Genomic DNA, 24431 nt, shown 5'->3' on the forward strand with positions numbered 1-24431 from the left:
CACTGCCTGACAGCAGTGGCCCGGGTCAGGCCATCGAAATAACTACGACGGATCCCTGACGTTTTTTTTGCGGCGAACCACCCAGAATCCCAGCAGAATCAAAACAACTACCACTCCGGCAGCTATTCCAAACCGGGCGAGAAGCACCAGACTGGAACCCGGCCCTCCCTGGCGTACGGTGGCAACCATCGCCGCAGTCACCGGTTTCGACGGTTTACCATAGGTTGTGAGCACATAGTTTGCCAGCGACGCTATCTGCTCGTCAGTCAGATTATTGATATCATTTGGATGATGACCAAAACCTGGCATAAATACCTGACCGTCCCGGGTGGTACGGTTAACGCCATTCAGAATGGTAGCAATCAGGTTATTACTGTTCTCTGCGCCGGTCACTGAATTGTGGAACAGGCTCGGATAATAACTATCCCTGCTTCCCTGCCCGCCAGCTTCATGACAGGAGGCACAATTGCCCTGGAACAACGCCAGCCCTTGCTGTTTAGCATCAGTGACCTGTTGCTGACTCAGACCACGAATTTTTCCGGTAGCATCGTGGCTGTCACCCTGCATAAATCTTGAACCGGCGTTTTCGGGCGTTGCCACTGGCTTCACGGTACGAATATAGGTAGCAATCGCATTCAGGTCATCATCTGTCAGATGCTGGAAGCTATGCTCTACCGCTTCTCCCATACTACCGGCAGCCTGGGCTTTACCTGGCAGATTACCAGTGCGCAGATACTGTACAATATCAGCCTGGCTCCAGCGGCCAATCCCTGACTGTGGATCCGAAGTAATATTTGGCGCGTACCATGCCCCGACCTGACCACCGCTCAGGAACTGACTGCTTTCCTCTTCCATCAGTGGCCCTCTGGGTGTATGACAGGTACTACAGTGCGCTGCACCAGTTACCAGATATTTACCCCGGTTCCACGCAGCGCTTTGTGATGCATCCGGGCTGAATGGTTTATCGTTGAGGAACAGTAAATTCCAGGCCTTCATCATCATGCGGATGTTCATCGGGAACGGTAACTCAGTCTCCGCGGCCGGATGATCCACCGGTTTTACGCCCTGCATAAAGTACTGGTACAGATCATGAATATCCTGATCTGTCATCACCGAGTACGCTGTATAAGGCATGGCCGGGTAAAGGTTAGCACCATCGGCACGAATCCCTTTACGCACCGCATCCGCAAACTGCTGTTCAGTATAATGACCAATCCCAGCGGTTAAGGAGGGAGTAATATTACTGGCAATAATCGTCCCGACCGGGGATTCAATTTTTAATCCACCGGCAAACGGCAGACCGCCTTTATCAGTATGACAGGCAGCACAGTCCGAAGCCGTCGCCAGATATTCACCACGGCTAATGGCCGCCGCGGCATCGCCAGTTGCGGCTGCAGCGGAACCAGCCCACAACATGCTTCCGGCAAACATTAGCGACAGGGAAAACTTTATGGCATGTTTTTTCATTATGCTTTCCCTAATTGTGCATGAATGGCATCTGCGGCTTTCAGTGCTAAGGCAGACATTGTCAGGGTACTGTTACCACATCCTCCGGTAGTCATCGCAGCTCCACCCGGTAAAAACAGGTTTTCATGGTCATGAGCCCGGCAATCCACATCCACCACCGAGACTGCAGGATCGGTCCCCATAATGCAGCCGCCCATAATATGGTCACTGTTGGTATATTCGGTCGAAATATCTACTTTGGTCGCTCCCATCGCTTTTGCCAGTTGGCGGGCGATAGGTAAAGAATGGCGCTGCGATCCCTGGCGTACATAGTCACCGACATCGTAGTAAATGTTGGGTTTAGGTAATCCCAGCCAGTCTTTTTTAGCCGATAAAGTTAAGCGGTTATTGGCATCCGGCATCAGCTCATGTTCAATAGCAATTTCGGTGGTACAGGCTGACAGACGACGAATTTCAGTATCCAGTGCTTTACCCACCAGACCTTTTTCCAGCGCCGCCATAGCACCAATCCGGCTGCGAGCCATATTGTTGAAACGGAACAACGCCCCGCAATATTCAGAACGGAAACTGCCCTGAGAGGTTTCCATAATACTGCTTCCCTGCACCGGTCCAACGCCGGTCCAGGCGGGTTCAGCCAGCTCAAGTTCTACTACCAGCTTCGGTTGGTCCATCATATTGCGTCCCACCTGATCTGAGCTGTTTGCTACACCGTGCGGGTTTCTGCTGTCCGCAGACATCAGTAGTAGTTTCGGAGTTTCAATACCGTTACAGGCAATAACAAAGACAGACCCGGTCACCCGGTGAGTCTGTTTGTTATTGTCAAAATAGTGAACTGCCTGGACTTTATTATCCGCACCGGTTTCTATTTTATAGACCACCGCATTTGGCTGAATTTTGCCGCCTTTGGATTCAATACGTGTCAGTGAAGTTGCTGCATCGTACTTCGCACCAATCGGGCAGACCGGAATGCAGTTATTATTACCGCAACAGGCAGGACGATCCCCGTAAGCAATACCGCTATTACGCGCCTGAGCTGAAGGCAGATTTGTCAGGCCAATAGAGGCAGCCGCGTCGGTAAAGCGTTGCTCACCCGGCCCGAAAGGCAGACGGCCCATCGGATAAGGTTTGGAACGAACCGGGGGCCATTGCAGTTCCGGCTCAGAAGGTCCACAGACCCCAAGAGCATATTCGGCACGGGTGTAATAAGGTTCCAGGGTGGCATAATCAAAAGCCCAGTCACGGCCAACACCGTAGAGCGTTTTTAGCTGCATATCTTCCGGAGTTAACCGCCAACAAATTCCAGCCCAGTGCCATGTTGCTCCGCCGGCATAACGAACATATCCCTGCTGATAGGCCCGGGCATTAGGACCTTCCAGTTGCAGATATTCAGCGGCCTGCTCAGGCGTGGCCGACATCAGATGAGGAGCCCAGGGCTCCGGTGGATAAGGGGCATTAAAATGTAACCGGGAAACCGGTGGTAAATTTCGGTAGTTTTCGACAATCTGCCAACGTTCGACCCGCGGGCCAGCTTCCAGCATCACAACGGAGTGGCCACTATCGAGTAACTGTTCAGCAATCAGGCAACCGACAACCCCGGTGCCAACCACAATCACATCTGCATTCATGATATTTTCCAGCAAAGTTCCGGCCGTAATTCCCCTTGTCGCGCCTGCGCCACAAAAGAAGTTACGTATTAACCGGTAATATTATTGATTTAGAAGTCCGGCATATCGGCCAGCGGAGCTGCATGGGAGCTCCAGCCATTAGGGCCGGTAATGGCATAGGTCGGAATGGTCATCACATCGATAGTCGGCTGATACATTAAGGCTTTTTCATAAGCAAACACCTCAGCCCCGGGTGCATCAATCAGTACACCTTTATACCAGGCAGAGATAATGCTGAGAGCCGCATTTTTCAGCTCACCCTGTGGAATATCTGAGAAAAAATCCTCAACCACTTTTGCCTGACGGGCCTGAGCTACAGCCAGCAGACTGGTTATCTGTTGCCGTGTAATCATGTTGCCACTGATCATCGCAGCAGCCAGACGCTGCCCTGTTACCGGATCAAGCTGATGATTAACAAGTAATTGTGATAACTGCATAAACTGGTCGATGGTAGCCTGGTCATTTAACGTATCTGCCCAGGCCGGAAGCGATGGGCCCAGATAACTACTGCCTAATAAAATAAGACCACCAAGCAGCACCTTTCTGCGGGACAAATTGTATTCAGCAGGAGAGTCATCCCGAATAATTTCATTTTTCATTGACAATTGCTCCAAAAATTAAAAGCAGAAAAGATGTTATTGATTTAATCATCCGCATGATTGCTGATAATTCATTTAATAAAAAACCAACATCAATTCAACATTGCAGAATGTTATACCCAATTTTAAGGATGCGTAAATTCAGATGTAACAAATGTTTTTGATATGAAATTAAATGTTAAGGTTCAGTATTATTCGTAGAATATTTAACAGAGAATAAATTTAAAAATAACTTAAAATACATATAGTTATGAAATTGATTTCATCAAAGATAACACCAAAAACCACAGTTTAACTGTTGAGATAACAATAAGAATTTATTGAGTTTTATGATTAAATCAGCGTTCAAAAAGACCTGAACTCAGTATTTAAAATCAATAAAAGCACTTTTTGATTGTGGGGTAAAATAACCATCCGGAAATCCGAACGGTTTATTTATCATTATCCGGAAAATCGAACACAATTAACTTAATGGCAAGTGATATATATAATACTCATTATCAGAAAGTACAGAAACGCAGGCGATTTAATTCCCAACAAATTGATAATGTTGTTGCAAACTACCCCGGGGTCACGGAAGGAAAACAGAGGTTGTTTTGGTGAGCAATACCGGTAATGAAACCAAATAAAAACAAAATACAAACACAAAGGCTACAAATGGCCGGTATAATCCACTACCCTGCTCAATGCACAGCCCCTTTCTTAATCTGGTAACCAACAACTGAAAAGGTCCCCCCTTGAAACAGGAACGCAGGCATCTTGAAACCGATCCGCAAACGCTTCGTCACTTCAGGTGGCTGGCAGGAATATTTATTCTTTGCATGACCGGTATCACCGTGCTCAGCTTTCTGTACGCACAGAATAAAGTCTCAGCACAGACAGAGTTGATTAACCAGGCGCTATCGCGGGCAGGACATGAACTGTCACTCAATATTCACCGCTATGAATTTATCCCTTATGCCCTGTCTCTGGATGAAACCATCCGGCATTTTCTCTCTCAGCAGAATGACGCAGGGTTGCAGGCGGAAGTGGTCAGAAAAATCAGTTCAATACAGAACAAAGTCGGGGCGTTGTCGGTATTTATCACGAATGCCGACGGCAAAATTATCGCGGCCAGCCAGCAGGATCTTACCGGCCACGATGTTCAGTTCCGTCCCTACTTTGTTAATAGTATCAGCACCACAACTGAACACTTTTTCGGTATCGGAACCACCGGGTCGGTGGCAGGCTACTACCAGGCAAATGCAGTGTTCTCGCAGGGAAAAAAACTGGGGGTAGTGGTGGTAAAAATTGATATCGAAGCGCTGGCAAACAGCAAATCTAACTACCTTAATAAAATGTTTTTACTGGATAATAATAATATTATTGTCAGCTCTTCCGATGAATCCATGTTGTTTCACTCGCTCGGGCCTCTCAGCCCGCAACAAATTGCTGCCAGCGAAAAAACACATCAGTACAATAATAAAGTCATTCCTCCTCTCACCGGCTACCGCGGAGAAAAAATCGCAGCTGACAGCTATCATGTCAGGTTTAACGGTCGCGATTATATTCAGATTAATCAGTATCTTCCTCAGCTAAATCTGACCCTTGCTCAGTTGTCCCCGGTAGATTCGGTTTACTCATCAGCCGCGATTATTGTGGCGCTGACGGGAGTGACTCTGGCAATAATATTTACCGTCATCTCTTTATTTATTCAGCGTCAGCATATCATCCGTCTGAAACTCGATAACCAGCAGGCACTGGAGAGCGCCTATGGTCATCTGGAAGAGCTGGTGCAGGAACGTAGCCAGCAACTGGAAATTCAGAATGCCTCGCTGGCCAGAGAAATTCAGGAGCGCATTCTGTCGGTACAAAAAATGGAGGCAATGCAGCAGGAGCTGATCAGAACCGAAAAACTGGCAGTGATCGGCCAGTTGTCAGCCGGTATTGCTCACGAAATTAATCAGCCGCTTTCCGCCATTAGTGTGCTTTCTGCAAACTCAGTACGTTTTCTGGCGCAAGGGCAGACGGACATCCTTAAAAGCAACCTGAACCGAATCGTAGAGCTGGTTGGTTTTATTGGCAGGATCAGTCAGCAATTACGTTCATTTTCCCGTAATAGTGATGACCTGACCCGGCCAGTTTCTGTCTCAGCCAGTATTGATAATGCACTGATTATGCTTACTCACCGTATCAATCAGCAGCAGATCCATTTTGAACGGCAGGCGCCGTCCGGAGAGGTGTGGTGTCTGTGTAACAGCACCCGCCTGGAACAGGTATTGGTCAATCTGATCAGCAACAGCATTGAAGCAATTGGCAGCCAGCGCAAAGATGGCACCATTACGGTACGCTGGTCTCAGCAGGACGACCAGGCGTTGCTTGCTGTTGAAGATAACGGGCCGGGAATTGCACCAGATCTTCTGAAGCATATTTTTGAGCCGTTTTTTACGACCAGAACCCATAACGGACTAGGGTTGGGTCTGGCCATTTCGGCAGATATCGTTCGTTCCTATGGTGGTACCTTACAGGCCGAAAACCTCAGTTGCGGGGCTTGTTTTACCCTGCGGTTGCCACTGGCTTCCCCGAATGACAAGGAAACAATTGATGAGTAATTATTCGGTGCTGTTAATTGAAGACGATCCTGATGTGCGGCTGGCCTGTATGCAGGCTTTGCAACTGGAAGGTATTGAGATTCTGGGTGTAGCTTCAGTCGAGGATGCCAGGGTACACCTTGCCCATTTTCGTCACCAGGGGATTATTGTCACCGACATGCGGTTGCCTGGTATCGGTGGCTTTGAATTTCAGAAGGAACTTAACCGGCGGGTACCGGAAATCCCGGTGATCATCATTACCGGTCATGGTGATATTGAAACTGCTGTGACCGCAATGCATAACGGTGCTTATGATTTCCTGCCAAAACCTTTTAATGCACAGCAATTTACTAATGTCGTAAAACGGGCACTGGATAAACGTCGTCTGGAACAGGAGATCCGTCAGCTCCGCAGGCAACTGGCCAATACACGTCTGCCTGAGCATGCTTTGCTGGGTAATTCACTGGTAATGACCGAAATCAGAAACACATTGACTGATATCGCCACAACACCGGCGAATGTCATGATTTACGGTGCATCAGGGACAGGAAAAGCTCTGGCCGCCCATTGCCTGCATGAAATGAGTGGCCGGACAGGCCCGTTTGTTACGGTAGACTGCTCGGCCCTGCCTGCGGGGCTGTTTGACAGCGAATTATTTGGCAATGAGGCTGGTTTTTCAACGGAGTCGCCCGCCGCCCGAATCGGTAAACTGGAATTTGCCCGCGGGGGAACACTGTTCCTTGATAAAGTTGAATACCTCCCGGCAGCTATCCAGAGCAAACTCAGCCGTGCATTGCAGGAAAGAGCCTTTGAGCGGCCGGGAGCCCACCAGCGGATAGCGATTGATCTGCGGGTGATCGGCTCAGGAAAACCTGAACTGGCAGCAATGAAGAACGACACTAATCTTCGCCCGGAATTGCACTTCCTGCTGAATATGGCCAGCATCTCGTTGCCGCAACTGTGTGAACGTCCGGAAGATATTCCTTTGCTGTTCAGCCATTTCGTTGCCAAAGCCGCAGAGCTTTTTGACCGCGAGCCACGGGAAATTCGTGAATCAGAACTGACCCGGTTAATGGTCAGAGAGTGGCCTGGTAATATCCGTGAGCTGCGAAACGAAGCAGAACGATTTGTACTTGGGATTAACCGCCAGCAGGAACAGGATGAAGATCTGCAAAATCTGTCACTGACCGATATTGTCGAAAGTTTCGAATGCCGCCTGATAGTTTCGGAATTGAATAATCAGAAAGGCAATTTAACCCAGGCCGCAAAAAAACTTCACATTGCCAAGAGCACACTGTTCGATAAGCTAAAAAAGTACAACATCAAATACTGACCCGTTCCCGCCCACTATTGTCAGCCAATGGTGCGGTTACGGCCTGCCAGTACCGAGATCACTATCTGCACCGACGCGAGCCCCATCAGCAGAGTAAACGGGACAGCCCATTGATGGGTATATTGCACCGCAACTCCGACCAGAGCAGGGCCTGCCGCTGCCATCAGATAGCCGATACATTGCGCCATACCTGACAACGCAGTTGCCTGACTGTGACCCTGACTGCGTAAATTAAATAATGACAGACAGACGACCATGGCAATACCTGCCCCTGTTCCGGCCAGCACCAGCCACAGCATTGCCAGACCCGGCTGATAATACAAACCACTGACCCCGGCCAGAATGAGAACCGAACAGAGTAATCCCAGTCCGCGCTGATCCTGCACCCTTGGCATAATAACCGTCATACTCAGATTGGCCAGTACTGCAATACACTGATAAATGAACAGGCAACGACCGGCCATTGCAGCAGAAATACCGACGGTTTGTGCATAAGCAGGGAACCAGTCGACCAGCACATAGAATACTGTCGAATGTAACCCCATAAACAAGGCAACCTGCCAGCCGGTACTGCTTTTCCAGGGGGAACGGTACTGTTCCGGATGGGGATCCAGTGCCGCCAGGCGGCTGTGCGCTGGACGGGTACGGGTGCGCAGCTGTGGCAGCCAGACCAGTAAGGCGATAACAGCCAGCACAGCCCATGCGCCCAGCGCCCGACGCCAGCCTTCAGGCTCACCGTTTGCCAGCATGACCGCGGCCCCGGAAGCAACCGCTGCAATCACCCCCATCATCGCTGCATAGCCACCGATCACTCTCGCGGCTTTCGAGGGAAAACTCCGTTTTGCCAGCGCCGGCAGTAAGACATTACATAGTGCGATGGCAGCCCCGAGGATACAGGTTCCCCCCCACAGGGCGACACTACCTCCGGCTGAACGCCAGGCAATACCTGCCACCAGCACTGCCAGAGCCAGCCCGATAACTCTTTCCATCCCCCACTTTGCAGCCATCTTTGGGGCTGCCGGAGCCAACAGAGCAAAAATCAGTAACGGTAATGCATTCAGCCAGCCCGCCGCAGAATCTGATATTCCGGTACTGTTGCGGATATCAGACAGCACCGGGCCGACCACCGTGATCGCAGCGCGGAGATTAGCACCAACCAGAATGATCCCCGCGAAAAGCAGGGTTGATGAGAGTGTCCTTTCTGAAGAGAGGGCCAGAGGTGACTGCGACATGGTTTTATTTCCAGAGAAAAGTGATTACCCGCTAACAAGCCGCTAAAATAAACAGCTGGTTAACGTCAGGAGTTCACAGTGTACCCGGCCCCCGAAAACGCGGCTAACGCCAACCCGTCAGAGAATTGCTCAGAATCGTCACCGGTACTGCGGCTGGAGACGCCAATGATCGATAAAGATCTGCCGGTCACTCCGTTGCGATTAACCGGAAAACGCCGGGAACAAGGTACTTTTCTGGAGCAGCACCGGCATCCGCAGGGATTAATTATTGCGATCCACCATGGGCTGGTCATCCTGCACACTGGCGATGAGGTCACGTGCGTACTGCCGGGGCAGTTTTGTTGGATTCCCGGCGAACTGGATCACGGTACCCATTGGTTTGGAGCTATTGAGGGAATTTGTCTGTACCTGCAACCTGCTCTTAGCGATGCATTTCCGGAGGTTCCGGCAATTTTTACCCAGACTCTGCTGACCGATGCGATGATCTGCCGGCTGGCAGATGCTCCGTTTCTGGAACCCGGGCATGTTCTCAGTCTGCTGGACAGTCTGACCCATGAAGTCACATTACTTAAACAAGGCGGTTTTCATTTACCCATGCCCTCCGAACCCAGATTACAGCAACTTGCCCATCGGCTGCTGGACAGACCTGATCTTAACAACAGTATCGAAGAGTGGGCTCATCAGGCCGGTATGTCACTGAGTACCTTATCGCGCCGCTTCCGGCAACAAACCGGAATCACCCCGGGCCAGTGGCGGCAGCAAGCCCGAATGCTGCATGCTCTGGAATTACTGTTTACCGGTCAAAGTGTTACCGAAGTTTCCCTTGCTGTAGGCTATGACAGCCTGAGCGCCTTTATTCATGGGTTTCGTAAGACATTTGGTATCACCCCCTCCCGCTATTTTTCCTCACCCTCTTCCCCCTCTGCTCCGCAGACAGAGAAATCGTAACTGCGTATACTCCCGGCAAGACTCCCGGCGCAATTATTTCCAATACCTTATTAGTGGCTTGTGATGAGATTGCCACTTCGCGGCGTTAACAGCGCCTGCAGCAAGATTTTGGCAGCTATCACACTCTAAATTTTAATCAGGGACTGACCCAATGCTTCAGTTTTCTAATGGCTTTTTACTCAGCCTTTCGTTGTGCCTGGATATTGGAATTGCCAATATCGCTATGATGACGCTGGCAATGCAGCGCGGTTATTTTCATGGCTTCTGGCTGGGGATTGGTACCTGCTTCGGTGATCTGGCTTATGCCATTCTGGCACTGGCAGGTATGGCGGTACTCTTGCAGTTCAGCGCCGTACGCTGGGTATTGTGGATTGGTGGCGGTGCGATGCTGGTATGGTTTGCGGTAAAAATGCTAATGGCGGCCTTCCGTCAGTCAACAGCCTTAAACAGTGGCGAAGCTCCTCAGTCACGTTCGCTCAGTCGGGAATTTGGCCGTGGCGTAATGCTGGCCATGTCTTCTCCTTCAGCTATCCTCTGGTTCGCTACCGTCGGCGGAGCACTGATTTCAAGGATGGGGCAGCACAGTGTGGCATCTTCAGGATGGTTTCTTAGCGGCTTTTTTATTGCAGGAGTCCTCTGGACCTGCGCACTTTGTCTGGTCGGGAGTCTGGGTGGCAAACTAATGGGAAACCGTTTACTGAAGTTTTCTTATATCGCCTCTGCCATTATTTTCAGTTACTTCGCCCTCACCGTTATTGTCTCCGGCTACCACGAATTTATCACCGACTAAGACCTAACAGAGCAATATAGTGACCAGGAGTGATTCCCATTACTTTCCGAAATGCATTGATAAAATGGCTCTGATCGTAAAATCCGAGACTGATCGCGGCCTCCAGCGGATGAACATTGCGGCGTAACAGATTACGGGCCTGATGCAGCCGGAGTTGCATGTGATACTGCAAGGGCGGCAGCCCTGTATAGCAGGTAAACGACCGGATAAAATGATACTTACTTAATCCGGCAATCTGCGCCAGGGTTTCCAGAGAGGGCTTTTCAGTCAGATGGCAACGCAGGTAGTCAATCACTTTGTTGATTTGCAGTTCTTCATTTCCCGCCAGAGAAGCTGAGGGTTCCAGCAATTCGCTACACAATCGCAACAACTCCTGCTGTTGCAGCAGGTCGTTATCTTCGCGAGCCGAATCCGCAAACCGGCAGATAGCATTAAACAGCTGCGGATCATCAAACACACCTTCCCGCAGCACAGGGACATGGGAGTGACTACTCAGATTTTCCTGTGTCATCAGGTTTTTGATAACCGATTGTGGCAAATGAATACTGATAAATTCTACACTCTGCTGTGCAAATTTTGAGGACTGGATAGAGGCAGGGTTATACAGGGTGACCTGTCCGCTTTTTGCGGTTAAGTTTTTTCCTGACAGCCAGATCTCCTCAATGCCGCTAAGATTGGCACTGATCACATACTCATCGTGAGAATGTCTGGGAAACCCGTCATCACAGGCAATCACCCGGGAACATTCGATGCCATTCCGGCTGAACCATTCGCTGAACTGTAACACTAGTGCATTCCCCTGCTTTTCTCGTTGCTGTCAGGATTTATAACAGCATTTAGCGATGATGATTTCAACACCCCGCCTCCTGTTTCTGGTATCGTCACCTACCGGGCTCAGGGAGTAAGCAACGTGAGTTCTTAGGGTTTACAGGCTTACAGGACAACCGGCAATCTGCTGACTAGCGAGATTAACAGATCGCCAGTAAAAGTGGCCCCGTTACCGGGTCCCCTGCTGATAACCGTATTAAGCGACAAACTTACACTCAGGAGTATTTCTATGTTCAGTGGGTTATGTGCTTTCCCGTTAACGCCGTTAAGTAATGGCCAACTGGATGAAGAGAGTTTCTCCCGGATTATGGCGCGCCTGACCGCTGCCGGGGTAGATTCACTGGGTATTTTAGGGTCAACAGGCAGTTACGCCTATCTGACCCGACAGCAGCGCCAGCGCGTGATACAACTCGCGCGCCAGCTGGCCGGAGATATTCCTCTGATGGCCTGTGTTGGTTCTGTCAGTGGCGATGAAATTTTGCGGCTGGCAGAAGATGCACAGCAGGCTGGAGCTGATGCATTACTGCTATCGGTGATTTGCTACCAGTCTCTGCGCGACGAAGAAGTCTACCGGTTGTTTGAAACAGTCACCCAACAGGTTTCACTTCCTGTCTGTATTTATGATAATCCCTCAACCACCCACTTTCGCTATTCAGACCAGCTACTCGGACAGCTCTCGGCATTGCCAGGAGTACGCTCAGTGAAAATTCCCGGCATCTCCGGGGATCACGATACAGTGAAACAACGGATCAGCCAGTTGCGTAGCCAGCTTGACCCCGGCACCGTTATCGGTATCAGTGGAGATGCTTTTGCGGCGAGTGGTTTAACTGCTGGTTGTGAAGTCTGGTATTCGGTATGCGGCGGCCTGTTCCCGCGCATCAGCAAACAAATAACCCGGGCAGCGGTAGCCGGTGATACTCAACAGGTCATGGCACTGAGTGCCAGGCTGGAACCTTTATGGGCGCTGTTTCGCAAGCATGGCGGCAGCCTGCGGGTTATCGCTGCTGCAGCCGGAATTCTTGGCCTGACTGCCCGCGACAACCTGCCACGCCCTTTGTTACCACTACCAGAGAGCGATTTACCGGAAATTGCTGAGGTGATTGAGCCGTTGGCTTTGGAGTAGTCCGACTTTTACACCAAAGCGTAATGGAATCCCCTAAACACAAAACCCTGCCTAAGCAGGGTTTTATCAGGTACGGATAGCCGGAAAGGCCAATCAGAACGGTAGTTCACATAAAGTAAGAAAAAATAATACAACCAATTGAAAACATTCATTTTTATCATAACAAAAGGATAAAATGTCAATTTATCCCCAATATTGTTCACTTTCTGGACAGAAACTGTGGTACTACTATCCGCTAAGTGTAAAGTTAGAATATTAACACTTTCAGCGATATCATCTGAGCAACTCAAGTGGATCCAACACCCGAAATCAATAAGGCGGCTCTTCAAAGGCTGGTTATTTCGATCAAACATTGATTCGCATTTTAGCAAGATCTTGGCGAAATAAAATTCATTAATTCTATTGCTATCAACTCTATATCAAACCTTGGTATTTACACCGTTTCGAGCTGTAATTGGCCAAAAACTTGTCAGACCAAGGATCTATTCCGTAGACAGGCACCCAGTCTCCCGGTAATCCCCCCATAAAACCGGTATGTTCATAAGTAGAATTTTCTCGTAATCTGAACTGAGGGGAAATTCTTTGAAAAAATCTCGTTTTACTGACAGCCAGATTATCGCCATTCTTAAAACAAACCGAAGCAGGCACACCTTTCTCGGAGCTTTATCGGGAGCACGGCATCAGTAGTGCCAGCTTTTATCAATGGCATTTGTAGTTTGGCAGGATGGATGCTGCCCGCATCTCTTAGCCGAAAGAGCTGGAAGAGGAAAACTGTCGTTTCAAAAATGTATGCCGAAGAGCGGCTGAAATCATTCAAGAAGCCATGGCAAGATGTGAGGGTGCGTAATCGCACTTGATCTGGACCCCCTTTCGCATATTACTTGGCGACCGTTCGCAAATTACTTGACCATTGCCAACAAGTTCTGACTGTAAACATTCGATGTGTGAAATGGGTTCATCTGAATGTCTGCTGCGTGCCAGGAGCTGACATTACAAACATCTGAACATGCGGATCTACGGGGGAGCAGGACACCTCTCTAAAAACACATAAAAAAACCGCCATAAATGGCGGTTTCAAAAGGGACGACCCTAACCAGTCCGGGAACAAAGCCACAGGCGAGCAAGTAAGGGTCTTATTTTTCGGTAACGGCCGCTGCCAGTACAACAACGGCTAGAAATTATGTAATATTGACCTATTATAACATCCCAACGCAGGGACGCAACACGCATGAGAATCGATAAGCAACTCAATAAGCAAGGCTGTACGCCTAGGCAGGTCTTTTTCATTGAATGTTGGGGGAATCTTTCCCACAAAAATAGCATTGATACAGATAGGGTCAGCTTCAACAACCCGTTGAACGCCTCAAACGAGTTACTTTTTCTCTACCAGTTTGGTGACAAATACAAAGGGATCGATAAACGTGCCCGGGCAGCCGAAGAGTTGCTGGAACTGCTAAAAAAAGATGTGGTCGCCGCGCAACCGATATTTGAAGACATCCCTCAAACTCTGATAAGTCTTCTTGAAACTAAAGAGCTTCTCCGAGACTCGGGCAGAAGCCCAGTTGAAAAAAAACAGAAGCTCATTCAGAGCATGGTCAATCAGTTAGTTGATAGTTTTGAAACTTATTATATTGAAAAAGCCATTGAACTCATTGAGATTGAGCTAAATTTGACTTCGAAACCTAGTGATCTTGATTATGAGAAAATTGCTAATTTATCAAATGGGTTGATGAGTGTTGTTCTTACCCTTGGCATGCCTATTTCAGAATGCTATCTTTTATATAAGCGCATTCTATTAGGTAAAAATGGAGAATTATTTTCTTCAAGATTTTCTTCATGGCGGTCAAAATTATGTAATCAACCAACAGAATATGATGTAAAAATCACGATAGAGAGTAATAAATTACATGACATGTTCCAATCCACGCAGCAGTCAGTAACTTTCAATGGATGTATTTATCAACCGGTAATAACAGGAAAAAATAAAAAGGCTGTAGAAATAAATATAAATACCATTGCTCGCTCGGTATTATCTGCGAGAGTGAATGCCGAAGCCATCCTTGAAGAATCGTTAGATGTTGTAGCTTACATAATTGGCCGAAATGATATTAATACACATAGTTCATTTACAGTAAAAGATTCATCAGGTCATATTACTAATATAGCCAAATTTGAAAATGAAATAAACGCCAACACAGATCGATTAACACTCAGTGAATTTTCATTTTTCATGAATTCCATGGGGAAAATATACACACAATCTCCCTCTAAATCTTTAAAGAAAATCAGTTCCGCATTCCATTTTTTAAGGAATGGAATTAGTAAAAGCTCAAAGGAAAGTCGTTACACCTCATACTGGTCAGCGCTGGAATCTCTAACACTTGGTGTATCTTCAAATGACCTAACGCATGATGAACACGTCATTTATTCCGTTGTACCCTGCATCGGGGTCGACTATATTGTTAAGCAGATGGCCTTGATGCGCGACATCATTTTATCAGAATCGATGATTGTCACTGATTCTGCGGGGTCGGCCATTGATTTTAACCATGCAAGCCTGGCTGATTTGTACACTTATTTTAAAGATAGAAGTATCAGTTCACAAATTGAATCTTGGCTGGTTAATTATCCATATTCAGCATATATGTTCAGGAAATTATTATTACTATGCAATAATCATAGGGAGATGGGAAGTAAGATTATTAAACATGCAGAGAAGGTAACATTGCAAATTCATAGGTTATATATATTAAGAAATTCTATCGTTCATAACGCTGAATCTAGTCCTTATATTGAAATGCTGACTGCAAATCTAGAACATTATTTGCGAGGGACTATAAACGCTATGTTCTATATGGCATCAACCCTTCCGAGAGTAAGTTCATCCGAAGAGGCATTTATTAGATATCATCATATGTTTGAAAAAATGATTGTCGATCTCGAGCCAACTCATGGCGCGAAACATAACAAAATAGATGGAATTAACAAACAAATAGAAAAAAGACAAATAGTAACCTCAGATGCAGTATTGGTTAAGTGGTTGAAGTTGCACTCATAAAATGTTATTTGATGAATCCGAGCTACTCGCAATGGTCAATCCAACCTATCTATTAGTTGTTCCTACTTAGAATACATTTTCAGCTTTAGAGCCTATCCCAATAGATAATAGGGTTCAGCTTGCAACGGGTATTATGCCTGTTGGTTGAACCCATGATAACAGGGTTGGCGCATCAAAACTGGCAGCTTTAAAAACGGTTTTTATCGCCTATTGAGATAGGTTCTTAATATCGCCTTATAAAGTTCAATGGATCGGTTAAACTTGAAACGCTAACTTCCGCTCCTCGCTCACAACTGCCTGTCAGCATAGTAGGTGACTTGCCTTCATTTTTTGTTAGAGATATCCAAGTGAAATGCAAACAGGTAGTCAAGTAAAATGCAAATGGGCTGTCAAGTGAATGCAAATACTCAGAGGGAGAAGCTAACTAAACCTGTAGGATGACAGAAGACACTCGGTCTGATGCTTTTCAACAGAGCGCTTTTGCTCTGAACCCCACACTTAGGGGAGGAATTCCTCAAGAAGATGGTGATATCTTAAGAAATATTGTACAACTATATGTAGTAAATAATTTTACCCCGTAATGTCGGGCGCTCGATGCTGGCCAGACATTACGGGGTAGTGGTGGGGTGTCTGAGACAATCATCAGGACGAGTCTCGAAAAGACTGCAGACGGACAACGGAAGCTAATTTAGCTCAAAACTAATGGAGAAGATGAGCTAAAAGAACGAGGAGCACTATGGACTTCTCTGGACTGGGAAAACCCTACGGATAATGTACTTTTCGAGTCTTTTAATAGCACAGCCTGAGGCTGAACTGCCATTTGTTCCTGCCTCTTGAATATGCACAGGAGAAAATCGAGTACTGCCGATAGTAAAATAATCATTACCAATGCACTATTAAATACATACTGGAGTTGTATATGAACGCGTTTATACAAAAAAAATCTGACAAAAAAATCGATGTTCGCCATCCGCGTGGGAGTAAAATTATTGAGGAGTTACTTAATGGTATTGACCTTGATGAAATTAAAGAGTCGAACGAAAAAATGAAGGATTATTTGAATCAAAAGCCGGTTGGCAATGAGCTTCTCTGAAGAATATTGTTAGAGTTAACACTTTGCTGATTTTTATGGTAGTAACCTACTGATATAACAGTCTTTGATACTCAACTGATTCGCTAAGATGGTGTCGATAACATGTGAAGGTGTGCGTCAGGGGGATAAAAGCATATTGAACTATAAATCATTAAAATCTGGGTGATGATAAATAATCAAATAAAATCAATGCAATATAATAAAATCCCATGTTATAAATTTTGATTTTTCAGTTTCCCTGTGACTCGTAACGTAACAATCCCCTCAAATATCGTTTAAAGTCCCCCCTAGCACCCACCAAATCCAGTTCTTTTAAGGATCCATGCTAGAGATTAAGTGGTATCCAGAGCAAATATCAGAATGATTAATGATTAAGGAAGTATCTTCCGATACTCCTTCCATCTGTGTAACGACTGCCGCTATCAGTAAAACGTGATCGTTGAGCCTCGCTGCCATTCGGGTCATCGAGATACTCCTAAATTCAGGCTAGTAGAGAATTTCACTTATGAACACACTGGTTTACGGGGAAATTACCATTACCTTTATTTCAGAAAGTTATACTTACTGAATAAACATACACCATCGCTAGAATCAATGCCGTACTAAACACCGTTTGTCTGACCATGACTGTTCTTTCTGCATAACCAGGCTCATTGCAGCCGGAAGAACCGTCAGCGTCACCAGTGTTGCCACCAATAATCCACCAATAATTGCATACGCCATTGGCCCCCAGAATACCTGCTCTGAAATCGGCAGCATCCCGAGTATCGCCGCACAGGCAGTCAGTAGTATCGGCCGAGCACGGTGCCCAGCTGCGGAGATGATCGCCGCATCATACATCATTCCCTCCCGTACATAGTTGTCAGCTTCACTGATAAGAATCACCGAGTTACGGATTATCATCCCCGCCAGCGCGATAATGCCCAGCAGTGCGACGAACCCTAGAGGGGTGCCAGTTGGCAACATCGCCAGCACGATACCAATCAGACCAAAGGGCGCCATCAGTAGAGCCAGCAGCATCCGGGAAAACAGCTGAAGCTGTATCATCAGCAACACCATCATCACCATCAGAGTCACCGGCAGCATGACGTACACAGAGTTGTTGCCTTTCTCTGATTCTGCCACCGTCCCGCCCTCCTCTACCTGATAACCAGGTGGCAGTGTGGCACGTAGCCGGTTAACCGATGGCAGCAGTTGTTTTGAGACAGTCTCCGCACGCATCCCAGGTGCCACATCGGTCTGTACGGTAATATAAGGCAGCCGCTGACGCCTCCATATGACCGGGTCACCCACCCCCCATTCAGGTGTCGCAATCTGGCTCAGCGGGATTTTCTGCCCCAGGTCATTTGTCAGGAGCAGACCGGACAACGTCGTTAAATCCTGACGTTCCGCGTCATTCGCGCGCAGCACCACATCAATCAGACGATTGCCATCACGCACCTTCGTCACCACCGACCCTGACCATACGGTGTTCAGCATCTGAGCAATAAGCTGCGAAGATACACCCGCTGCCCTGGCGGCCGTCTGATTAACGTTGAGTGTGATGACCCGTTCCGGCTCTCCCGCGCTGAGGTTAACCTCACGTGTACAGGGACACATACCCAGCACTGACGCCAGCTTATGCGCAATCGCTTTCACCTGTCCGTAATCAGGTCCGGTGATGCGGTATTTCACCGGCCAGCCCACCGGAGGACCGAGTTCCAGCGGGGAAACACGGCTGATGATGTCTCTGAACTGACTGGAGAGCAAATCATTCAGCGTTTTTTTCAGCCTGTCACGTGACCGCAAGTCCTTCGCCACCACCACCAGTTGGGCGGTATTTTCATTATCTAGCAGGACATCCATCGGCAGGTAAAAGCGTATTGCACCTGACCCGATGTAACTTGAAAAATGATCAACATCCGGGTCACGGATTAACGCTTTTTCTAATCGTGTAACCTGACGCCCGGTTTCGCTCTGAGAAGCGTCAGCTTCCAGCGTCAGGCTGACCAGCAGTTCGGGCCGGTCAGAGGCAGGGAAAAATTCACCCTGCATAAATGTCGTGCCATACGCGGCCAACCCCAGCAGAACCAGTGCAACCCCGACAGTCATTGCCCGGTGGTGTAGAATCATGGTCAGCAGACGATGATATCCCGCCCGAAGCCTACTCGGAGACCTCCTGTCCGGATGAGTTTTTAGTTTTACAGGTAAAATCCTCACACCGATAAGCGGCGAAAACAGGATGGCAACCCCCCATGAACAGAGCAGCGCAATCAGCATCACAGCAAACAACGTGTAGCAGTATTCCCCCGCGCTGGAGGCCGCAAATCCGACAGGAATAAACCCGGCAATCATCACCAGCGTCCCGGTCAGCATCGGAAACGCAGTTGTTCTGAAGGCATACGTGGCCGCCTCGCGGCGTGAATCACCCGCTTCAAGCCTGGATATCATGGTTTCAACCGTTATCATGGCATCGTCAACCAGCAGCCCGAGCGCGATAATCAACGCACCGAGCGAGATACGTTGCAGACCGATACCGGCAAGCAGCATGCCGGTAAAGGTCAGCGCCAGAACCAGTGGTATCGCTGCGGCCACCACCATTCCGGCGCGCAGGCCCAACGACACAAAAGACACGGCAAGTACAATGGCGACCGCCTCAGCCAGCACGCGAACAAATCCGCTGATAGCGTTGGCGACCACGGCCGACTGGTCGGCGACCTTAACCATTTCAATACCGTGGGGCAGCTGCTGGCTGAGCAGCCCAATGCGGGCCTTCAGGGCCAGACCGAAGTCGATCATATTCCCGGTTGCAGCCATGGAAATAGCCAGACCGATGGCCGGTTTTCCGTTAACGCGGAACTCCGGCGACGGAGGCTCTGCCGTTTCGCGCCGGACGGTGGCGATAGCGGTCAAAGGAATATAACGACCATCGATATGCAGCGTGACCGCCTGCAGGCTTTTTTCCGACGTCAGCGCGCCGCTGACGCGAAGCAAGACCTTTTCGCGGGCCGTGCGCAGCGTGCCGGCAGGCTCGACCGCATTCTGCGCCTTCAGGGCATCGCTGACCTGTTGCAGAGTGATCCCCATGCCCGCCAACTGGCGCGGGGAGAAAGCGATAACGAGTTGTTCGTCCTGCTCCCCGATCAAGCGAATTTTCCCCACGTCCGGCAGCGACATCAGGTCGCGGCGAATATCCTCCACCCGGTCGCGCAGTTCCTGCAGAGTAAAACCCTCGGCGGTAAACCCATAGATAGTGCCAAAGGTATCCTCAAATTCGTCATCAACCGACGGTCCCTGTACGCCGGAGGGCAGTGATGAGGCAATATCCTGCATTTTCTTTCGCACCTGATACCAGATGCCGGGCACCTGCCTGGGCGGGGTATCATCTCTCAGGTTGACAAAGATCACCGACTGACCGGCATGTGTATCACTTTCCACATAATCCAGATACGGAATTTCCTGCAGCTTTTTCTCCAGCGTGTCCGTCACCAGGTTGACCGTATCCTGTACGGTAGCTCCCGGCCAAGAGGCTGAGACTACCGCCGTCTTAATCGTAAAGGACGGATCTTCGTTACGTGGCAGCTTTTCATAGCTCAGGATGCCTGCGGCCATCACCAGCAGCATAAAAAAGGTGATGAGTTGCTGATGATTCAGCGTCCAGGCCGAGAGATTGAAGGAGATGCGCCTCATTCTGCAGCCTCCCCGAAGGCAACTGTTTCCCCCTGTCGCAGTTGATTGACACCGGCAGTCACTACCGCATCGCCGGACACGACGCCGGTAGACACCAGGATAGCGCTGGTGGTATATCCGCCAAGGGTAACGGGTCTAAGTTCCAACTGGTGCGAGAGTCTGTTGACCACGAACACCGCCGGTTTACCGCCCGTCCAGGTCAACGCCGAAGCCGGCAGGGATATCAGACCCGGCCCGGATGCAGCCTGCCTGACCTGCACGCTGGCCCCCAGCATCATGCTGACTGGCGGGTCGATGAGGTGAATACGCACGCGCCAGGTGCGGGTCTGCGGGTCTGCCTGCGGGCTGATATTCCGCAGCTCGCCGGTACATTTCACTACCGGGTCCCGGGTGAGAGAAATGATGAATACGCCGGTATGGCGGGAAAACTGCTGCGGGTCCACAACATCGATCACGGCATCCCGGCCACCACTGACAGCCAGCGTGACCAGTGGCTGGCCGGCCATCAGCACCTGCCCTGGCTGAGCGCTGACCTGCGTGACCACACCTGCGGCCGGTGCGGTCAGACGCGTCCAGCTGAGATTCTCCTGCGCCGTCTTCAGGGCGGCCTCACTGCTCTGACGCCGTGACGCTGCAGTCTGCCAGTCTGAACGGGCGGTATCAAGCTGAACGCGAGCAATAGCTCCGGAGGGCATAAGCTGGATCATGCGTTTCAGGTTCAGTGCTGCCAGACGTTCAGTGGCCAGCGCACTGGTAAAGTCGGCGCGGGCACTCTCGAACTGATTCTGTTGCGTATCGCTTTCCAGCGTTCCCAGCAGTTGCCCCGCCGTCACGCTGTCACCCACGTCTACCGCGCGCATCAGCAGGCGCCCATCAAGCCGGAAGCCAAGGGCCACTTCGTCCTGCGGACGGATTTCACCGGTTCGGATCAGCAGACCAGTACCTGCCGCCACGGGGGCCGTGATAGTACGAACCGGTCGTGGCGGAGCCGTCTGTTTTTCCGGCTTTCCGTCGCAGGCAGTCAGCAGCAGCACAACCGGCAGCGCCAGCAGGCAGTATCCCGGTAGCGCCAACCGGTGAAACGTAAAGAGATGGCGCATTACCTGCCGAACGCAGTCGGTCAGGTCAGAAATATTTTCCGTCATGGCAGTGTTCCTGAACAAGGTTCCGGTCATTCAACCGGAACAGTGTCAGGATTTACCCCTGCTTTCTGTCAGGAGTCTGTCAAGACGGCAGATTTATGCGTGGACATTTCCGGCAGGCAACGTGATGGTGATAACCAGCCCCTGCGACTCCCCCCGGGAGGCATGAATGCTACCCCCGTGAGCCTTGCAGATGCCGCGCGCGATGGACAGGCCTAGTCCGCTGCCGCCGGAATGCCGCGCCCGTGAAGAGTCGGCGCGAGTGAAGCGTTCAAACATCACCGAGAGAAATGCTTCAGGTACGCCCGGACCACAGTCGCAGAAAACCATTTCACATCCTGTCGGCACTTTACGGGCCACGGCGGTCAGCACGCCCCCTTCTGCGGCATAGCGCAGGGCGTTTTCCATCACGATGGTCACGGCCTGCCCCAGACGGACTGGGTCAGCTTCACAGATACAGGGGACATCAGCGGTAACGCTGAAGCGCATCCCCGCGTCTTGTGCCTGCGGAGCCAGCCACGCCGCCCGCTCGCACAGAAGCCCCGTCAGGTCCGTCACCGATTTATTCAGACTGAGCTGACCGGCATCAGCCAGCGACAGCAGGTGCAGTTCATCCGTCAGCCGGCTGAGGAGCTGCAGTTGTTTCATGACCATCGCCAGTTGCCGGGGTTCAGGGGTAAACACGCCGTCCATCATTCCCTGCAGACGACCAATCGCCGCCGTCAGTGGCGAACGCAACTCATGGGCCATCGCCACATGGGACGCCCGCAGTTCACGCTCATAGCGCGCCAGCTGCTGAGTCATAGTATTGAAATCACGGGTAAAGCGGCCCATCTCCAACGGAGCATTATCCACCTGCGCAGCCTGGGCACTGAAATTACCCGAGGATACAGCGCTGGCGGCCGCCGTCAGGTGGCCGAACTGCGCCGCCAATGGCCGCGCAGAACGTAACCCCAGCACCACAATGAACGGGATAATGACTACCACCAGAATCCCGACAGTCAGCCAGTCCGCCGACGCGATGGAGGGGTCTGAGTAGCTGATACCCCACCATGCATCCACAATCTGATGAAAGCGGGCCGGGTCCGATGCCGGATGTGCGCGCAGTAGGACAAACTCCTCACGTAGGGCCGGTGGCATCCGGTACTGTATCCACAGGCTTTCAACGGCAAAACGCAGCCACATACACAGCGCAATCACCACCACGGAACCCACTGCCAGCGCCAGGATCCGTAAGCAAATCCAGCGCCACAGGGTCTGCTGCTGTAGCGTCTTCATGGCTGACGGAACCGGTAGCCGACACCGCGCACATTTACCAGCACTTCAGAAATTCCGGCAGCTTCAAGTTTTTTACGCAGGTTATAGACATGGGTATCGACCGCCCTCTCCAGCGCGTCACTTTCCGGCAGGCAGCGTTCCAGCAGGGTCTGGCGTGAAAAGGGGCGTACTGGTGCACCCATCAGTGTGGTCAACAGACTGAATTCGGTAGGAGTCAGCTCAAGGCTGGTAAGCTTGCCATCGCTATGACTGACCCCCGCCGTCATCATGGTGGTATCCACCTCCAGCCCCTGCCAGCGTAATGACTGCACCTCCTGTACCTGCGAGGCACGTCGTAATACCGCCTGGACACGTGCCACCACTTCACCGGGATTATAAGGTTTAACGACATAGTCATCGGCACCGTAGCGCAGGGCACCAATTTTATCCGGCATATCATTCATGGCGGTTACCATGATAACCGGAGTGTTCCCTTTACGCCGAACGGCGGCAAGGATTTCAGTGCCATTCATACCTGGGAGCATCACATCAAGCAGGATAAGATCAGGTCGCAGACGCTGGCACATCTCTAGTCCTGACGGACCATCGTGCGCCATAGACACATCATAGTTTTCCCGTCGTAAATACGCACCCAGCACATCCGCTGCATCCGCATCGTCTTCAATAATCAGTATTCGTTTCCCGGACATTCAGGCCACCTTGACCGTTTCTTCATAAATCACTGACAGTTTACTGACACTGCCTTCGTATATTAACCAGGCATACGCGGGCCTTGGCAACCGCTTACTAACGATTCAGGTAAGGAGAAGCACAATGATAACCAGAAAACTCACATTGTATATGACCTGTTTAGCACTAACGGGTACTGCAGGTGTAGCACGGGCAGATGATACCGCATCATCACAGAAGAATTTTTCTATCGGGATGGCAGGTCAGAGCCTGCCCCGTTACAGCGGGTCAGATAAGCAACGCTGGCAGTTGGTTCCGCTGGTGCAGGCTCGGGACGGGGCATTTTTTATTGATTCGCAGAAAGGAATTGGCTATGACCTGCAGAGCGACAGCGGACTCTACTTCGAACATACTCTTGGCTATGATCTGGGACGCTCAGAACGGAATTCGGATTGGCGGGACGGCAGCGACAGGCTGAAAGGCATGGGAAACATTAAAGCCACGGTTAACACGGCTCTTGCTATTGGCTGGTCGGTCACTCCATGGCTAACACTGGAAGGTAAAGCAACCCTGCCGCTGAACGATAGCCAGGGCGTGAATTACCAGACCTCCGCCACTCTGATCCCTCTCCAGACCAGCACCGACACGATGGCATTCAATACTGCTGCATTATTTGGCGATAGCCGGTATATGAACACCTTATATGGTGTAACTGCTGCGCAAAGCCGCCGCACAGACTATGCGCGGTATCATGCACCTGGTGGGTTTTATGGTGCGGATATCAGCCTAACCTGGAGTCATCAGTTCACCCCGCACTGGGGATGGCTGGCTAGCACCGACTATATCTGGCTGGATAAGCATGCTGAAGAGAGTCCGTTCGTGTTCCGGCGTGATGAAGCGGCACTCACTCTCGGCATATTGTATTCATTTTGAGTAAATAGTTGTGTCTTCAAAAAGATGGCTTTTGT

17 protein-coding genes and 1 pseudogene are annotated in these 24431 nt (G+C 50.1%); 9 read left to right on the forward strand and 9 right to left on the reverse strand.

Features of this window, described 5'->3' with window-relative positions:
* Positions 1–42 precede the first annotated feature (42 nt).
* The 3 genes from A7K98_RS18035 to A7K98_RS18045 form a co-directional block, all read right to left on the reverse strand.
* Complete coding sequence (locus A7K98_RS18035; protein ID WP_198361118.1) at positions 43–1467, reverse strand: c-type cytochrome; 1425 nt, start codon at positions 1465–1467, stop codon at positions 43–45.
* Positions 1467–3092 carry a GMC family oxidoreductase gene (locus A7K98_RS18040; protein WP_198361119.1) on the reverse strand — a complete coding sequence of 542 codons (1626 nt, stop codon included), beginning with the start codon at positions 3090–3092 and terminating at the stop codon, positions 1467–1469. The genes A7K98_RS18035 and A7K98_RS18040 overlap by 1 nt, the downstream gene beginning before the upstream one ends.
* A gap of 89 nt (positions 3093–3181) precedes the next feature.
* Positions 3182–3730 carry a sugar dehydrogenase complex small subunit gene (locus A7K98_RS18045; protein WP_087489806.1) on the reverse strand — a complete coding sequence of 183 codons (549 nt, stop codon included), beginning with the start codon at positions 3728–3730 and terminating at the stop codon, positions 3182–3184.
* Positions 3731–4467: 737 nt separating this feature from the next.
* On the opposite strand from A7K98_RS18045, the gene A7K98_RS18050 reads away from it, so the two are divergent.
* Positions 4468–6321: a sensor histidine kinase gene (locus A7K98_RS18050; RefSeq protein ID WP_157666006.1), complete on the forward strand. Its 1854-nt coding sequence runs from the start codon at positions 4468–4470 to the stop codon at positions 6319–6321.
* Entirely contained in the window at positions 6314–7633 is a 1320-nt protein-coding gene (locus tag A7K98_RS18055; RefSeq protein ID WP_169715419.1) for a sigma-54-dependent transcriptional regulator, read from the forward strand. The genes A7K98_RS18050 and A7K98_RS18055 overlap by 8 nt, the downstream gene beginning before the upstream one ends.
* Before the next feature lie 20 nt (positions 7634–7653).
* Here the strand turns inward: A7K98_RS18055 and A7K98_RS18060 are convergent, their stop codons facing one another.
* Positions 7654–8865 (reverse strand): MFS transporter, encoded by a 1212-nt coding sequence (locus A7K98_RS18060; RefSeq protein WP_087489809.1) that lies wholly within the window; start codon positions 8863–8865, stop codon positions 7654–7656.
* Positions 8866–8943: 78 nt separating this feature from the next.
* On the opposite strand from A7K98_RS18060, the gene A7K98_RS18065 reads away from it, so the two are divergent.
* Both A7K98_RS18065 and A7K98_RS18070 read left to right on the forward strand, forming a co-directional pair.
* Positions 8944–9813, forward strand: coding sequence for a helix-turn-helix domain-containing protein (locus A7K98_RS18065; protein WP_087489810.1), 870 nt, complete (start codon positions 8944–8946; stop codon positions 9811–9813).
* Positions 9814–9964: 151 nt separating this feature from the next.
* A complete protein-coding gene (locus tag A7K98_RS18070; RefSeq protein WP_087489811.1) occupies positions 9965–10603 on the forward strand; it encodes a LysE family translocator in 639 nt (212 codons plus the stop codon).
* Here the strand turns inward: A7K98_RS18070 and A7K98_RS18075 are convergent.
* The gene (locus A7K98_RS18075) at positions 10593–11390 is read right to left on the reverse strand and encodes a helix-turn-helix domain-containing protein (RefSeq protein ID WP_087489812.1); all 798 of its coding nucleotides are present in this window, start codon (positions 11388–11390) and stop codon (positions 10593–10595) included. The two genes, A7K98_RS18070 and A7K98_RS18075, sit on opposite strands and share 11 nt — an antisense overlap.
* A gap of 270 nt (positions 11391–11660) precedes the next feature.
* On the opposite strand from A7K98_RS18075, the gene A7K98_RS18080 reads away from it, so the two are divergent.
* The 4 genes and pseudogenes from A7K98_RS18080 (at position 11661) to A7K98_RS21430 (ending at position 16705) form a co-directional block, all read left to right on the forward strand.
* Positions 11661–12554: a dihydrodipicolinate synthase family protein gene (locus A7K98_RS18080; protein ID WP_087489813.1), complete on the forward strand. Its 894-nt coding sequence runs from the start codon at positions 11661–11663 to the stop codon at positions 12552–12554.
* A gap of 582 nt (positions 12555–13136) precedes the next feature.
* A pseudogene (locus tag A7K98_RS21510) lies at positions 13137–13366 on the forward strand (transposase); the annotation flags it as partial.
* Positions 13367–13782: 416 nt separating this feature from the next.
* Entirely contained in the window at positions 13783–15612 is a 1830-nt protein-coding gene (locus A7K98_RS18095; RefSeq protein WP_087489815.1) for a hypothetical protein, read from the forward strand.
* A 919-nt stretch (positions 15613–16531) separates the two neighbouring features.
* Positions 16532–16705 (forward strand): hypothetical protein, encoded by a 174-nt coding sequence (locus tag A7K98_RS21430; RefSeq protein WP_157666007.1) that lies wholly within the window; start codon positions 16532–16534, stop codon positions 16703–16705.
* A 591-nt stretch (positions 16706–17296) separates the two neighbouring features.
* Here A7K98_RS21430 and A7K98_RS18100 read toward each other — a convergent pair.
* From A7K98_RS18100 to A7K98_RS18115, 4 genes are all read right to left on the reverse strand, one after another.
* Positions 17297–20374 (reverse strand): efflux RND transporter permease subunit, encoded by a 3078-nt coding sequence (locus A7K98_RS18100; protein WP_087489816.1) that lies wholly within the window; start codon positions 20372–20374, stop codon positions 17297–17299.
* Positions 20371–21519: an efflux RND transporter periplasmic adaptor subunit gene (locus A7K98_RS18105; RefSeq protein WP_087489817.1), complete on the reverse strand. Its 1149-nt coding sequence runs from the start codon at positions 21517–21519 to the stop codon at positions 20371–20373. The genes A7K98_RS18100 and A7K98_RS18105 overlap by 4 nt, the downstream gene beginning before the upstream one ends.
* A 93-nt stretch (positions 21520–21612) precedes the next feature.
* Positions 21613–22794, reverse strand: a complete 1182-nt coding sequence (locus tag A7K98_RS18110) for a sensor histidine kinase (RefSeq protein WP_087489818.1) — start codon at positions 22792–22794, stop codon at positions 21613–21615.
* Positions 22791–23483, reverse strand: a complete 693-nt coding sequence (locus tag A7K98_RS18115) for a response regulator (RefSeq protein WP_087489819.1) — start codon at positions 23481–23483, stop codon at positions 22791–22793. The genes A7K98_RS18110 and A7K98_RS18115 overlap by 4 nt, the downstream gene beginning before the upstream one ends.
* 124 nt (positions 23484–23607) lie before the next feature.
* On the opposite strand from A7K98_RS18115, the gene A7K98_RS18120 reads away from it, so the two are divergent.
* Entirely contained in the window at positions 23608–24396 is a 789-nt protein-coding gene (locus A7K98_RS18120; protein ID WP_087489820.1) for a MipA/OmpV family protein, read from the forward strand.
* Positions 24397–24431: the final 35 nt, after the last annotated feature.

The organism is Tatumella citrea (genome assembly GCF_002163585.1).
Taxonomy (GTDB): Bacteria; Pseudomonadota; Gammaproteobacteria; order Enterobacterales; family Enterobacteriaceae; genus Tatumella; species Tatumella citrea.